This is a genomic window from Gemmatimonadota bacterium, assembly GCA_022560615.1.
In the GTDB taxonomy this organism is placed as follows: domain Bacteria; phylum Gemmatimonadota; class Gemmatimonadetes; order Longimicrobiales; family Gaopeijiaceae; genus UBA1138.
This window is the reverse complement of sequence record JADFSR010000006.1, coordinates 106,102-120,437: the sequence shown is the minus strand read 5'-3', so window position 1 is coordinate 120,437 and position 14,336 is coordinate 106,102. Positions and strand designations below refer to the sequence as shown.

The 14,336-nt window shown below is 64.5% G+C and carries 14 protein-coding genes; 10 read left to right on the top strand and 4 right to left on the bottom strand.

Going from position 1 to position 14,336, the window contains the following annotated elements; translation table 11 throughout:
• Positions 1–51 precede the first annotated feature (51 nt).
• A complete protein-coding gene (locus tag IIB36_05900; protein ID MCH7531286.1) occupies positions 52–2,052 on the bottom strand; it encodes a glutamine synthetase III in 2,001 nt (666 codons plus the stop codon).
• A gap of 154 nt (positions 2,053–2,206) precedes the next feature.
• Here IIB36_05900 and IIB36_05895 point away from each other — a divergent pair, with 154 nt between their 5' ends.
• From IIB36_05895 to IIB36_05855, 9 genes are all read left to right on the top strand, one after another.
• The gene (locus IIB36_05895; protein ID MCH7531285.1) at positions 2,207–2,848 is read left to right on the top strand and encodes a hypothetical protein; all 642 of its coding nucleotides are present in this window, start codon (positions 2,207–2,209) and stop codon (positions 2,846–2,848) included.
• Positions 2,845–3,117 (top strand): hypothetical protein, encoded by a 273-nt coding sequence (locus IIB36_05890; protein ID MCH7531284.1) that lies wholly within the window; start codon positions 2,845–2,847, stop codon positions 3,115–3,117. Before IIB36_05895 ends, IIB36_05890 begins: the two co-directional genes overlap by 4 nt.
• Positions 3,002–3,274, top strand: a complete 273-nt coding sequence (locus tag IIB36_05885; protein ID MCH7531283.1) for an ATP-binding protein — start codon at positions 3,002–3,004, stop codon at positions 3,272–3,274. The genes IIB36_05890 and IIB36_05885 overlap by 116 nt, the downstream gene beginning before the upstream one ends.
• A complete protein-coding gene (locus tag IIB36_05880; protein ID MCH7531282.1) occupies positions 3,238–3,621 on the top strand; it encodes an ATP-binding protein in 384 nt (127 codons plus the stop codon). The genes IIB36_05885 and IIB36_05880 overlap by 37 nt, the downstream gene beginning before the upstream one ends.
• Positions 3,622–3,830: 209 nt before the next feature.
• Entirely contained in the window at positions 3,831–5,633 is a 1,803-nt protein-coding gene (locus IIB36_05875) for a M28 family peptidase (protein MCH7531281.1), read from the top strand.
• A complete protein-coding gene (locus IIB36_05870; protein MCH7531280.1) occupies positions 5,630–7,564 on the top strand; it encodes a pyrroloquinoline quinone-dependent dehydrogenase in 1,935 nt (644 codons plus the stop codon). The genes IIB36_05875 and IIB36_05870 overlap by 4 nt, the downstream gene beginning before the upstream one ends.
• Positions 7,565–7,598: 34 nt before the next feature.
• Positions 7,599–8,180, top strand: a complete 582-nt coding sequence (locus IIB36_05865) for a twin-arginine translocation signal domain-containing protein (GenBank protein ID MCH7531279.1) — start codon at positions 7,599–7,601, stop codon at positions 8,178–8,180.
• The gene (locus IIB36_05860) at positions 8,177–9,793 is read left to right on the top strand and encodes a GMC family oxidoreductase (GenBank protein ID MCH7531278.1); all 1,617 of its coding nucleotides are present in this window, start codon (positions 8,177–8,179) and stop codon (positions 9,791–9,793) included. Before IIB36_05865 ends, IIB36_05860 begins: the two co-directional genes overlap by 4 nt.
• A gap of 114 nt (positions 9,794–9,907) precedes the next feature.
• Positions 9,908–10,708, top strand: coding sequence for a hypothetical protein (locus IIB36_05855; GenBank protein ID MCH7531277.1), 801 nt, complete (start codon positions 9,908–9,910; stop codon positions 10,706–10,708).
• A gap of 98 nt (positions 10,709–10,806) precedes the next feature.
• On the opposite strand, the gene IIB36_05850 is transcribed toward IIB36_05855, so the two are convergent.
• The 3 genes from IIB36_05850 to IIB36_05840 form a co-directional block, all read right to left on the bottom strand.
• Entirely contained in the window at positions 10,807–12,000 is a 1,194-nt protein-coding gene (locus IIB36_05850) for an Ig-like domain-containing protein (protein MCH7531276.1), read from the bottom strand.
• Positions 12,001–12,102: 102 nt separating this feature from the next.
• On the bottom strand, positions 12,103–12,513 hold the full coding sequence (locus tag IIB36_05845; GenBank protein MCH7531275.1) for a type II toxin-antitoxin system HicB family antitoxin: 411 nt from the start codon (positions 12,511–12,513) through the stop codon (positions 12,103–12,105).
• The gene (locus tag IIB36_05840; GenBank protein ID MCH7531274.1) at positions 12,510–12,764 is read right to left on the bottom strand and encodes a type II toxin-antitoxin system HicA family toxin; all 255 of its coding nucleotides are present in this window, start codon (positions 12,762–12,764) and stop codon (positions 12,510–12,512) included. The genes IIB36_05845 and IIB36_05840 overlap by 4 nt, the downstream gene beginning before the upstream one ends.
• 274 nt (positions 12,765–13,038) lie before the next feature.
• Here IIB36_05840 and IIB36_05835 point away from each other — a divergent pair, with 274 nt between their 5' ends.
• Positions 13,039–13,941, top strand: coding sequence for a carboxypeptidase regulatory-like domain-containing protein (locus tag IIB36_05835; protein ID MCH7531273.1), 903 nt, complete (start codon positions 13,039–13,041; stop codon positions 13,939–13,941).
• Positions 13,942–14,336: the final 395 nt, after the last annotated feature.

Below are 14,336 nucleotides of genomic sequence, written 5' to 3'. Positions count from 1 at the left end.
ACGGCGCCGTCGCCGGGCGTCGTGATTAGATCGGATCATCGTTTGAGATGGCTACAGATGGCTGTGCAACAGCTCATCGTAGGTGGGGACCGGCCAGAGGCGCGAGTCCACCATGCCCTCCAGCGGATCGATCACCTCGCGGGCCGCCAGCAGCCTCGTCTTGAGGACATCCTCGGCATACCGCGCGGCCTCCATCGGATCGTCAATGGCAGCCCCGTCGAACGCCTCAATCAGGCTATCCAGCTCGGTGAACAAGCTCTGCGCGAGCTCGCGCCGCATCGTGAGCGCTCGGGAGGTAAAGCCGGACGCTGCGATGTTCTGGAGATCCTGGAGAACAGCAGGCACAATGAGGGTTTGCATCATGTGGATCAGCGTCCTCGCCTCGATCTGGAGATCGGTGGCGTAGGCCTCAAGGAGCACATTCTGCCGAGCTCGCGCTTCTTTCTCGCTGAAGACCCCGAGCTCTGAGAACAGCTTGAGGTTTTTAGTGGAGGTCAGACATTCATAGGCGTCCGGGCTGTTCTTGAGGTGGAACAGATTGTGCTCCTCCGCGTGCTCGTAGAGCGCGCTTGAGTAGCCGTCACCCGAGAAGAGCACCCCCTGGTTAGCCTTGATGGTCTCCCGGATCACCTGGTCGACGTCGGCGCCCGCGTCCATCTGATCGCACATGTGCTTGAGGCCCTCGGCCACGACGGTGTTCACCAGAGCGAGGGGGAAAGCGATGTGCTGATTTCCCCCGATAGAGCGGAACTCGAAGCGATTTCCGCACCAGGGAAACGGCGCAGTTCGGTTCCGGTCCTCGAGGTTGGCTTCGATATCCACCACGCTGGTGGCCACTTGAATCAACTTGTCGTGCAGGCCATACCCCGATAGCTCGCCGCCAGCCGCTATCCCTTTGAGGTGTTTCTCGAGGGACTTCCCGAGGTGGACGGTGATGATGGGAGGGGGCGCCTCCTGGGCACCGAGCCGGTGGTCATTCCCCGAGGTGGACACCCCGCAGCGCAGCAGGTCACCGTGCTTGTTCACCCCGCGCAGCACGGCAGCGAGGAAGGCGACAAAGCGCCGGTTTTCGGCGGGGGTCTCGCCCGGAACAAACAGGTTGTCCCGGGTATCGGTGTTCAAGCCCCAGTTGTTGTGTTTGCCGGTGCCGTTTATGCCTGCGAACGGCTTCTCGTGGAAGAGCACCATCAGATCGTGCTCATAGGCCAGGTCGCGGAGCACATCCATGGCCAGAACGTTGGTGTCCGCGGCTAGGTTGACCAGGCTGAAGATGGGCGAGATCTCGTACTGTGCCGGGGCTACCTCGTTGTGGATGCAGTCGATGGAGATCCCCATGGACCACATAACGTCCCTGGCCTCGTCTAGATACGCTCGAATCGCAACCGGCATCCGGCCGAAGTAGTTGGTGGACTGCTCCTGACCACGGAGTGGCTTCTGACCAAAGAGCGTCCGCCCGGTGGCTACGAGGTCGGGTCGCGCCAGATAATGCTCGCGTGGGACGACGAAGAATTCCTGCTCCCAGCCCACATTGCTGAATACCTTGTTTGCTTGCGTGTCGCCCAGATGGCGCAACATCCGTAGCGCGTGTTTGTTCACCGCATCGCTGGAGCGCAGGAGCGGGGTCTTCTGATCCAGCGCCGCGCCGGTCCACGTTACGAAGGCGGCAGGGATGTAGAGCGTCTGGCCGTACACGAACGGCGGCGATTGCATGTCCCAGCCGATATAGGCGGCCGCCTCGTGGGTCGTCCGAAGACCGCCGTTGGGGAACGAGGAGCCATCTGTCTCGGTCTGAAAGAGCTCCGAGCCCGACAGGTTTACGATCAGGTCGCCGGTCTCAAAGTCCATTCCCATGAAGGTCTCGAGCTTCTCGCCGTGCAGGGCTCCCCGCATGGGGGAGAACAAGTGGGAGTACCCGACACACCCCCTGGATTGCGCCCACTCGCGGACGGACTGCGCCAGTTCGTTCGCGGCTCCCTTGGACATTCGCTGTCCGCTGGCTCGGCATTCGGCGAAAGCTGTGAAGATCTCCGGATTCAGGATCCTCTTCAGCATTCGATCATCAAGGACCCTCGAGTTGATGTTGGCGAGGGCCTCTGGCATGGGAGCAGGCTGTTCGGGCTGAGCGTAGGTGCGCATATTTCGAAACTCGATTGGTTTGAGATCCATACTTAGTACTTAGCGCAACTGGCGTTCGCCAGAGGCGTTGGTGCATGGTGTCGACGACCACCCATGCCCCGGCGACGTACGTAAACACGCCGGGGCGAGAGCAAGTCGGCGGTGGCCGTGCAAGGTCCACCCGGACCATCACATCAACTTCGGCAAGGCCCTGTACTCGGTCCCCACGCGCTACATCCGCCAACAGGTCTGGGTCCGTGCCGACACAGGGCTGGTGCACATCTACGACGGTGGCTCCCTCATCAAGACCCATCCCCGTCAGGACCCAGGCGGCCGATCCACGGACTACAACGACTATCCCGCCGAACTGACGCCCTACGCGCTCCGGGACCCCCAGCGCATCATCCGCCAGGCCATGGCCCTCAGCTCCGACATCGGTCGCTTCATGGAGCAACTCCTCTCCGGAACGCTGCCCTGGACCAAGATCCGTCAGGCCCAGAAGCTGCTCCCCCTCACCAAGAAGTACGGTGAGCATCGCGTCGCGTCGGCCTGCCGGCGTGCCCTGGCCTTCGAGCTCATCAACGTCCGCCGCGTGGAGTCTATCCTCCTCAAGGATCTCGATCAGCTCGAACTGCCCATCGCCCAGGATGCCGCCGTGATCCCCATCGAGACCCGCTTCCTGCGCTCCCCAGGGAGCTTCTCACACGCACCCACCCAGGAGTCCGACTCATGAATGACGTCAAACCCTCGCTCCAGGCCGTGCTCAAGCGGCTCAAGCTCAGTGGCCTCGTGCCCACGCTGCCCGACCGCGCCGCCCACGCCCAGAAGAGTGGCCGCGCACCGCTCGACTTCCTCGAGCTCGCCCTCACCGACGAGATCGGACGTCGTGACCATAAGAACCTCTCCAACCGCCTCGATCGTGCGGGCTTCGACGAACTCCACACCTTCGAGGACTTCGACCTGGGACGCGCCAGTCACCTTCGACCGCGACCGCGTACGTGATCTCTTCGGCCTCGGCTTCCTCGACCGCCACGAAGACATCCTCTTCCTCGGGCCCGTTGGTGTCGGCAAGACCTTCCTCGCTGCGCCCTCGGCCACGCTGCCTGCCGCGCAGGGCACCGCGTGCTCTTCCTCCGATCCGACCACCTGCTCAAGATGATCCACCAGTCCAGGGCCGATAACTCCACCGAGAAGGTCATCCGCTCTCTGCTCGCGCCTGATCTGCTCGTCATTGACGATTTTGGACTCCGGCGCCTCAATGCCCAGCAGTCCAGCGACTTCTACGAGATCATCATCGAGCGCCACCGACGCACATCCGCCATCGTCACTTCCAACCGCAGTATCGACGAATGGATCCCCCTCTTCGATGACCCCATCCTCGCTCAGAGCGCCCTCGACCGCCTCGCGCACAACGCCTATCAGATCGTCCTCGAGGGCGACAGCTACCGCACTCGGCAGCGGCCAGGGATCGCCACCTCAACCCCACCCCGAAGAAGGAGGAATTAGCCAAACCCAAACCCAGAAACTACTAATCCCAAGAAGTCACGACCCCGAAAACCGGGAAGTCACGAGGGGGTGGGTCATGCTCGTGAGAATAGGTGGGTCATCCTGGTGAGAAGTGACAATAAAGTGACCAGGCCGTATCGAACTGAGTGGCGTGGTAACACAGCCCACTGTACTCCTACGACCGGCCACTAACAGACCAGGAGGAATCCATGAGGTCGCTCGTCGTCGGGACCATCGCCTCTTTCGCCCTCACCCTCGCCGACGCGACGCGCGTCGCTGGGCAGCAGCCGGACCTCACAGCTCGGGTGCTGGCCGCGGTCACGACCGACCGCCTCGACGCGCATGCCCGCGAGATCACCAGGTACGAGCGGCCCTCGGGAAGCCCGGGCGAGAACGCGGCGATCGACTACATCGTGGCGACGTTGGCGGCGGCGGGGGTCCCGGTCGAAGTCCACGAGTTCATGGGCTACACGAGCAACCCCATCTCGGCATCCGTGACCGTGCCCGGCACGGATTTCGACCCGCAGGCGATCACGATGGCATTCTCCGGCGCCACCGAGGGAGTCGAAGGTGTCGCGATCGATTTGGGGGACCTGGGGGACCTCCCGGAGCTTGAGCTCGGAACGGGTGAACGGCTCGTCGTTCGCGACCCCAGCGGCTTCGAGCACGTACGCGGGAAGGTCGCGATCGTAACGGGCCAGCCGCGAAACATCTCGACGCGGGTGCTCGAGGAACTGGGTGCCGTCGCGGCGATCTTCGTGAATCCCGAAGAGCGCGTGAACGATCTCATCGTCACGTCGACCTGGGGCACACCCTCGCTGAGGAGCCAGCACCGTCTACCGAAGCTACCGGTCGCGCACATCAAGAGGAGCGACGGAGACCGTCTGCGCGCGATGATGGCGAGCGCTGACGTCACCGTGCGCGTGCGCACGGAGGTCGACACGGGCTGGAAGCCGCTCCGCCTCTGCGTCGCTCGCATCATGCCTGACGGTGCTGACGACACGACGCCGTACGTGCTCCTCGGCGGGCACATCGACGGGTGGTACCACGGGGGCACCGACGAGGGTGCGTCCAACGCGGCGATGCTGCAGATGGCCATCTCCTACCACCAGAACCGGGACAAAATGCGGCACGGTCTGTTGGTCGCCTGGTGGCCCGGCCACTCGAACGGTCGTTACGCCGGCTCGACCTGGTTCGCCGATACCTTCTTCGACGATCTGCGAAGGCGCGGGCTCGCCTACCTGAACATCGACGGCGTTGGGCAGATGGGCGCCCGACGCTTCGGCGCATCCACGTCTCCGGCGCTCGCCCCCCTCGCGATCGACATCGTCGGTAGCCTGACCGGCCAGGCCATTCGCCCCGGGCGCCCCGGACGCAACTCGGACCAGGCCTTCAACGGGATCGGGCTTCCTCTGCTGCAGTTCAACCATTCGCGATCGGCGGAAGACGGGGGCTACTGGTGGTGGCACACACCGGACGACACCTACGACAAGATCGACTTCGACGTCCTCAGGACCGACACCGAGCTGTACGTCACCGCGATCTCGGAGCTCGTGGCAGCGCCCGTGTACCCTGTGAGCATCCAGCTCGAGCTGGATGCGTTGATGGACGCGTTGATGGAGCGGGAGGCGGAGTCCGAGCGGGCGCTCGACCTGTCTCAGGCGCGCGCCCGAGTGGATCGGCTGCTCGAGATGTGGACGGAGGCCTTCGCTCGTGCCCCGGTGCCGCAGGACTCGACGAGGGCGCTGGACAGCGCCATCCTCCGCGTCCTCCGCCCGCTCCACCGGATCATGTTCGTGCCGGGAAGTGACCATCACCCCGACCCGGGTATCTACAGCCGTCCGCTGCCCGGCCTAGAGCCCGCTCGCATCCTCGCGGAGGAAGACCCCTCGTCGGACCGGTACCGCTTCGCGATGGCACAACTACTCCGGGAGCGAAACCGCATTCTCGAGGCGATCGACGAGGCGACGCGCGCAGCCACGGATCTGATCGAGCGCGGGGCGGGCTCGTGAAAGGGATCGTATTCGTTGGCTTCGTCCTCGCGTTGATGGCGATCGCCGGTTGCAGCGCCCCCGACGTCTCGCGGACCACGAAAACGTTCACTGACGCCGACTGGCCCTTCTACGGCCGCGACCAGGCCGGCACGAAGTTCTCGCCGTTGGCCACCATCGACCGTAGCAACGTCGCGGCCCTCGAAGTCGCCTGGACCTGGGAAACGGGTGAACGACCGCTCGACGGACCCGCACGTCCGGTGCGCAACCAGACGGTGCGACCCGGCGACTTCGAGGTCACGCCGATCGTGATCTCGGACACCATGTACCTGTCGACCCCATACAACCGTGTCGTCGCGCTGGACGCCGGGACGGGCGAGCAGCTCTGGGCATACGACCCGCGCACAACCGACTTCGGGCAGCCACCGAACGGAACCGGCTTCGTGCACCGCGGCATCGCGATGTGGTCGGGTGAAGGCGAGCGGCGGATCTTCCTGAATACGCGCTGGCGGTTGATCGCCATCGACGCCGCTACGGGGGCGAAGATCGAGTCGTTCGGCCAGCGCGGCGAAATCGACCTGACCCGGGACCTGCTGTGGCCGACCAACCCGCTGCACTATACGCAGACGTCTCCGCCACTGGTCTTCGAGGATCTCGTCATCCTCGGCAACGGCGTATGGGACGGGTTCGTCTACCCGAACGATCCGCCCGGCAACCTTCAGGCGTTCGACGTGCGCACGGGGGAGAGAGTCTGGAACCTCAACCTGATCCCGCAGGAGGGGGAGCCCGGGAACGAGACATGGGAGGACGGCTCCGAAAAAGTGACAGGACACACCAATGCGTGGGCGCCCATGGTCGTCGACGAGGAGCGAGGCGTGCTCTACTTCGGCGTCGGCACTCCCAGCAACGACTACTACGGAGGGCACAGGCTCGGCGACAACCTCTACGCCGAGTCGTTGCTCGCGGTGGACGCGCGCACGGGAGCGCTTCTCTGGCACTTCCAGACGGTTCACCACGGCCTCTGGGACTACGACCTGCCGGCACCCCCGGTTCTCTACACGGCTGAGGTCGATGGTCGCAGTGTGGACGCGGTCGCCATTGTCGGCAAGACCGGCTTCGTGTACGCGTTCGACCGTGAGAGCGGGGAGCCCGTGTGGCCGATCGAGGAACGTGAGGTTCTCGCGAGTAGCGTGCCCGGCGAGGTAGCCGCGGCCATGCAGCCGTTCCCGACGAAGCCGCCTCCGTTCGCCAAGCAGAGTTTCACCGAAGACGACCTGATCAGCCTGACACCCGCGCTGCGCGCCGAGGCGATCGAGCTCACGCGTGGCTATCGGTTCGGGAACCTGTATACACCACCGTCGCTCGAGGGCACGTTGGCGATGCCCGGCATCATCGGGGGCGGGAACTGGGGCGGCGCGGCGATCGACCCGACCACGGGCTACCTGTTCGTGAAGTCGACCGAAGAACCGAGCCTTCTTCGCATCGCCGCGGCAAATCCCGAGACCACGGTCGCGGACTACGCGATCGATCGCACGTCGTCGCGCACGCTGCGAGTACAGGGCCTCCCCATCTCCGATCCTCCGTACGGCACGCTGACCGCCATCGACATGAACGCCGGGGAGATCGTGTGGCAGAAGGCGGTGGGCGACCGGCGGGACGTTCGCGAGCACCCCGCGCTGGCGAGCGTCGAGCTGCCCGAGCGCCTCGGCGTCACCGGAGCGGCCGGCCCAGTCGCTACGGCGGGTGGGCTCGTCTTCCTCACAGGCGGAGGCGATGTGCTCTACGCGTTCGACTCTGCAACGGGCGCGGAGCTGTGGAGCGCTCCGCTGCCCGGGCGTGGATACGCGAATCCGATGAGCTACGCGACGTCGGACGCGAGACAATTCGTCGTGATCGCCACTGGTGGTGGCGGCACGGCCGGAACACTCGTGGCGTACGCGCTGGCGAGATAGATTGGCACGCCGCAGCCAAGTGAGGACCCGAACTATGCCCCAAGACCGTCGCACGTTTCTGAAGCGCTCCGGCGCCGCGCTTTCCGCGGCAGCGGTCTCCGGCTGCGCGCCGGGCAGCGCCGAACGCCAGGGGGACTCGGCAGCCCCACTGCACGCGGCGGTGCTGCGCGCCGTCGCGGAGGTCGTCCTGCCTTCCGACCTGGAAGACGCGTCTCGTGAAGACGCCGTGCAAGCCTTCGAGCAATGGGCGTCCGAGTACGAGCCCGTTGCGGAGTTGAACCACGGGTACGGCACGTCGGAGATCCGCTACGGGCCACCCGACCCCGTCCCTGCCTGGCAGGCTCAGCTCGAAGCGCTCGAGATCGAGGCGAGCAGGCGAACCGGCTCGTCCTTCGCCGAGCTCGACATCCCCCAACGACGCGATCTGATCACGCGGCAGGGGCTGGACGGGGGCTCCGGACTTCCGAACCCGCTGCGGGCACGGCACGTCGCGGTCGCGCTCATGGCGCACTGGTTCGGCTCGAGCGAGGCGGTCGATCGCTGCTACGGGCGACGCATCGCGGAGCGATCCTGCCGAGGGATCGACACGGCGCCGTCCGAGCCGGAGGCGGTGTGATGCGGCAGGTGGAGACCGACGTCCTGATCATCGGAGGCGGCATCAGCGCGGCGATGGTCGCCGAGAAGCTCACCGAAGAGCGCGACGTAGACGTGCTCGTCGTGGAGGCTGGCGGGCACTCGGCCCCACTCGCAGACCGTCAACAGCGACGCCACCGATTCGTCGCCTACGGTGAGAATCCGTGGACCAACGACCACATCGACGATCAGTCGGCTGAGGGCATAATGTCCCGCTCGATGGTTGTCGGCGGCCAGGCGCTGCACTGGGGTGGGGTCGTTCCGCGCTTCTCACCCGAGGACTTCCGTCTGCAATCGCTGTTCGGCGTGCATACGGACTGGCCGATCGACTACGACACGCTGGACCCGTACTACCAGGAAGCCGAAGAACGGATCGGTGTCGCCGGGGAGCAGGGCCCGGAACCACTGGATCCCCGTGCATCGCCGTACCCGATGCGTGCGGTGCCACTCACGTGGACGCTTAAGCGGCTGCGCGAGTGGATCGAGAGTGCAGACCTTCCAATCTGGACGAACCCGGTCGCAAAGAACACCGAGCCGTGGAGGGGGCGCAACGTCTGCCAGCGGTGCGACACCTGCAACATCTGCCCGACCGGCGCCAAGTACTCACCGGACTTCACGTTCGCGCAGCTGCTCGATGCCGGTCGGATTCGGCTGCAGACGCGCACGCTGGTACGACGGCTCGAACTCGAAGCCGGGTCGGACGGCATCCACGCGGCGATCGGGCGCAGCTACGACGATCCCGACACGGACATCGTCTTCCGGGCCCGGACGTTCGTACTCGCCGGCGGCTATACGTGGAGTCCACACCTGTTGATGCTGTCGGCTAGCGATCGCTTCCCGGACGGCATGGCCAACTCCTCGGGCACACTCGGCCGCTACATGACCGGCCATCGAAACGTCAACGCGTTCGTCGAGCTCCCGATGCGGCTGCTCCCCGGCATGTACTACAGCCACAGCCTGCTCTCGAAGCACTTCCAGCGCCCTCAGCTCCCGGGCGGGCCGGGGCTCTCCAACGGGCGATACGTGCGGCACGACTTCCGCGTTTGGGAGTCCACGGTATCGAGGGGACCCCGGCTGAGAGACGACTCCGGAAGCGTTCTGCTCGGGGACGAGGTGATGGCCGACTGGAGAGCTCGCAGCGCGACGGGAACGACGCGCCTTCGCTCCTACTACGACGTGATCCCCGACCGGGAGAGTCGCCTCACGCTGGACCGGGCGACCACCAACCGCTTCGGGGACCCGATGCCGAGGCTCGAGTTTCGAGACGCACTAGTGTCGCGCGACGTCCGTGGCCACACGGAGGACCGGATTCGCGAGAACTTCGACCGCGTGGCGCGAGCAGGAGGGGGGCGTGTGCTACGCACCTCCGTGGACAGCACACAGGACCACCCAGGCGGCGGTTGCCGCATGGGCGACGATGCCAACACCAGCGTCGTCGACTCCTGGGGGCGGACTCACGATCACGAAAACCTCTTCGTGGTTGGCGCGCCGACACTCGTGTCAGCCGGATGCAACAACGGGACGCTCACGTTCTCGGCACTGTCACTTCGTTCCGCGGAAGAGATCGGCCGCTCATTTCCAGAGGCGAGCTCGTAGCCGTAGGCTGCCTCGGGGGTGTGTGGTTCGCGGGCCTCTTAACGTCCTTCACATCAGAAACATCACAACTGTTGTATGGGGAGGTGCGACCCCAACTGGTAGAGGACGAGAATCATGAGACAAAGACGGATCGTAGTGAGGGGCACGCTCGCGTTGGCCGCCGGCCTCGCGGTCGCGGCCTGCGAGGATTCGACCGGACTCGATTCGATCGACGACGGCCTGCTCCTGGACATGGCGATCGTCGCGGCCGACGCGGCTCTCGAGGATGTCGGGACGTGGAGCATGCCGTTTGCATTCCGTGGACCAGGCGGCACCGGCGATTCGGGCGGGCACGGTCAACCAGGCGGCCGACACGGCATCGGTGATCTGCTCTCCGGTACTCGCACAGAGACCTTCTATGACGCGGCCGGTGCCGAGCAAGAGAGCTACGACGAGGAAACCACGGCGAGCATCCACTACCAGAGCGAGGTCAGTGGTGACGTCGCGCGCGACGATTGGACCGCAACCATCTATCGCCTGCGCGACATGACCGTCTCGGGTATGGCGGGTGCAGAGACTCACCGTACCTGGAACGGAAGCGGCGAGGAGGAAATCACCCGCAGCCGGAATATCGCTGAGGACGGGACAGTCCGTACGTCACAGATGTCGGGCACGTTCACGTACAGCAATGTCGTCGTGCCCGTACCGGGATCAGAGACACGATACCCGATTTCCGGTACGATCACCCGCTCCATGACCGGGTCGGTCGTAAACGGCCCGAACGGTGACGAGACACGCGTCGCGAATATCACGATCACGTTCGATGGCGACGAGACAGCGACCATCGTGGTGAACGGCGAAGAAATGGAGATCGACCTGACAACGCGCGAGGGCCGATCGCCTCTGAGGGGGCTCGGACGAAACCGAGGACGCTGAGCGCGATCCAAGCTCGACGCCTCACTGGGGGGTGGTGGACCGGAGGTCCACCACCCCTTCTGCCATAGCCGGGTCTCCACCCGTGCGCTACGTGAGGATCAAGGGGAGAAGAAGCCGTAGTGCTGCAACATGAAGAGCCGGATCGACCGCGCGAGCCGTGCCGCATACGTGCGCCGGTTGGCATCGGTGTCCCGGAGGCCCGGGAAGTGATGCTCGATCTGGACCCCGCTGATGACTTCACCGTCCGAAACGGCGCCATGCCGGCGGGTGTTGTACCCACCCGTGAAGTAGGCATCGCTGCCAGGCGAGGGATCGCCCGGGCTGGGCAGAGCGCGCACACCCTCGGCCTGCAGATAGCCGCCCAGGGAGGTAGGTCCACGCAGAAGTTGTGAAAACGGGAGCGGCGAATCCCGGCCGAGGTCGCGAATGCTGCTGCGGGCGACGACTGCCAGCGCGTTGAGCGGCGTGTCAGACTGGTTGAGGTCGCTCGCGCTCAGCAGGTAGCCGAGCTCGAGCCGGTCGATGTCGTGACCGTGACCGTGCAAGTCGAAATACATGCCCCGACCGAAGTCCTGATCAATCGTCACCCGCGCCATCCCGATCCAGTCCTGGAATTCCTCCCAAGCCTGCTCCGCGAACGGATCGCTCTGGGCAGCCTCGACGATCTCGCGGTTTGCATCGAACTTGCTACGTGCGAGGTGGGAGATGATGACGTGTGGCGCTCGGCCTGTCTGCTCGAGGAACGACTCGCGTACGGCGAGAATGAGCTCGACGGTATTGCGATCGGTGGCCGTCGTGCCAAAGGTGCGATCCGGGATCTCGTTGGGCGTGAACGCCCCGCCGTGAGGTGCCGACAGCACGACCGGCAGCTCCCCTGGCATGTACTCGACGTATCCGTTGCGCCCGAGGTAGCTCGTGCCGACCTCGTACGCGGCGACCGCGTCGGGCACGAAGACTTCTAGATGAGCCGTGCCGGTTGCGCCCCGGATCGTGGCGGAGATCGTTGTGACACCGGCCGCCACACCCGTCGCCACACCATTCGGGCCGATCTCGGCGATCGCGGGATCCGACGCCCATCGCGTCTCCCCAGTGACGAGAGTGCCATCGGTGTCGCGCGCCACCGCGCCGAAGTCCACGCTCTCGCCGACACCTACGATGAGCGCCCGGCTCGGCTCGATGGAGACCGCGAGCGCGCGTACGTCGGTCGCGTCGTCACCACCGCATGCCGTCAACGCGAGCGCTCCGAGCAGCCTCGCCGCAGCCCGGACGCGGTCCCCTGCCCGAATTGCCAATATCGTTCCCCTCATCCTATGAATTTGTTGGGCGTCAAGCTAAACCGATGCCGTCAATCACGCGTCTTAGCATCGCGAGACGTTCGATGGCAACACTGGTTCTCACTTGCGCCGCTCAGCTGTCGCCCTCTTCGTCTTCTTGGCCGCCCTTTTGGAGACCCCTGTTCGCGGTATTGGGGCAACACGACGCTGGTCGGCAATCGCGGAGATGGTCGTCTCGACCCAAGCGTTCAGACTTAGTCCGGCGGCCTCCGCTGCGGTCGCGACCGCCCTATGTACCTCTGGCGTCGTGCGAACCAAGAACTCCCCGCGGTAGGGTCGCTCTGGTTCCTTGCCAACCTCCGCGCAAAGCGAGAGGTAATCCTCGACAGACTCTTCCATCTCGCTCCGAAGCTCCTCAACAGAGCGCCCCTCGAACGTCACGACATCCTGAAGTCCGATCACACGTCCGTGAAACGCATCGATGGACGGGTCAAACTCGAAGACCCCGGTGTACCCCTTGTACTCGATCATGGCCGGACTCCCGCATTCTCCAAGAAACGTCTGACGTCCTCGAGAGTCGCTTTCCCGGTGACCCGCTTAGGGTGTGGTCCGTGGAAAGTCGCCACGCGGTCTCCGAGTCGGAATCGGACCCGAGAACCACGACCCTCGGTGACTTCGCCCCCCAACGCCCTGACCAGTCCCTCGATGCTGGACCAGCGAACGTCAGCCCGTGTGGGCCTTCCGAAGATGCACTGGAATGTCTTGCGCTGAGTTGCGTTCACTTCATAACGATATCACATTACGATATCATAGCCAAGTTGCTCTCTAACAGGGGTGAACATGGACTGCGTCGTATGATGAGCATGGAGTCTTGGCAGATCGACCCGCAGCGAGTGCAGCGATCCGTCGTGTGCATCATCATGCTGAGTCTGGCCCGACTGTCGCCTTGCCCAGTGTCCGCCCAAGTCGTCCGAGGATTGGTGTTCGACAGCCAGTCCCGCGGCCCCATAGAGGGCGCCATTGTCTCGTTGCTCAGTGCAGAGATGACGGTGCTCGATGAAGTACGGAGCGGAAGAGACGGGAGGTTCGAGCTCCGGCTTCGCGGCGACGGCACTGCTACCCTCCTTGCTCGAGCCTCGGGCTATTTCCTCCTCCCCGGTCGCCGTGGCTTTGCGCGAGTCTCAGGACGAGTCCGCCCTCCTCGAGCTGGTGCCAGCTTCCCGCGCCGCTGACGTGCCCGATCCCGCTGGATCGACGAGTCCCGTTTTCGGTCGAGTTCTCGATGACCTGAGCGGCGCGCCGATCCCAGGGACGAGGATCATCCTAGACGGGACCGATGTTGCCGTGGCGGGCTCCACCGGCGTCTTCGAGTTCTCGTCTGTGCCTGTCGGTCGGCACTCCATCCGGGTGGAGCAGCTTGGATACGAGGTCCTCGACACCGACATCACGTTGGTAGAGGGTCCGGGAATCTTCTTGGATGTCACCTTGGGTGTACGCCCGATCGAGTTGGATCCGATCGTGGTATTCGCCCTTCCCAGAAGGGGTCTAATCGATCTCTACGACCTCCGACATCGAGTTCGCCTCGGCTTCGGGTCCTTTGTCACGGCAGAAGAGATCTCCGTTCGTGGATCACCGCCTATGTCGTCGCTCGTGCGCACTCTACCCAGTATTCGAATGATCGGTGGAACGCAGCCCGTCTTCAGAGATGCGTTTAGCTTCGGACAGGGCTGGTGCTCGCCGACGTTCTACCTCGACGGGATGAAAGTTGGATCGTTCGACGGCATCAAGCGGGTCGAAACGATGGACGTCGCGTTGATCGAGGGGTATGCGGGAGCTGCTTCTGTTCCGGGGGAATTCAGTGGCTCTGACGCGCGGTGCGGCGTGATCGCGGTGTGGACAGACCGTGGTGCGGGGCTCCCTCTGTCGTCCTTGATCGAGGCCTGGAAGAAGGGTGGGTAGAGATCAGCATTGCGATCCAGATCACTCGCCTTGCAGCTCGCGATCTTGGGTGGGCAGGCTGGTCCGGCAGCAGAATTCCAAAGTCGTTAGACGGCCTAGCGCCGATATAATCAGGCAGGCAAGGCAAACATACTGTCGTCACCAACTCCGGTGGGACCTCTTTCGCGCGCAGCGGGAGACAAGGGTGGACCTGAAGAGGATCAAGCCGCTCCGCAGGAAGGACTTGGCCACAAAGGGGCTGGCGGGGGCGCACCCATATGACAGGCGATGCTGCGGTCGCGAGTCGGCATAAGGGTCGCGCGCTACGCGCGTGGTCACCATTCTTGTCCCCCAGAATCGCGAGACGTCATGTGTCCTCTGAAGTGGCGGTGTGGTGGGAGCTCAAAGAGGTGGCC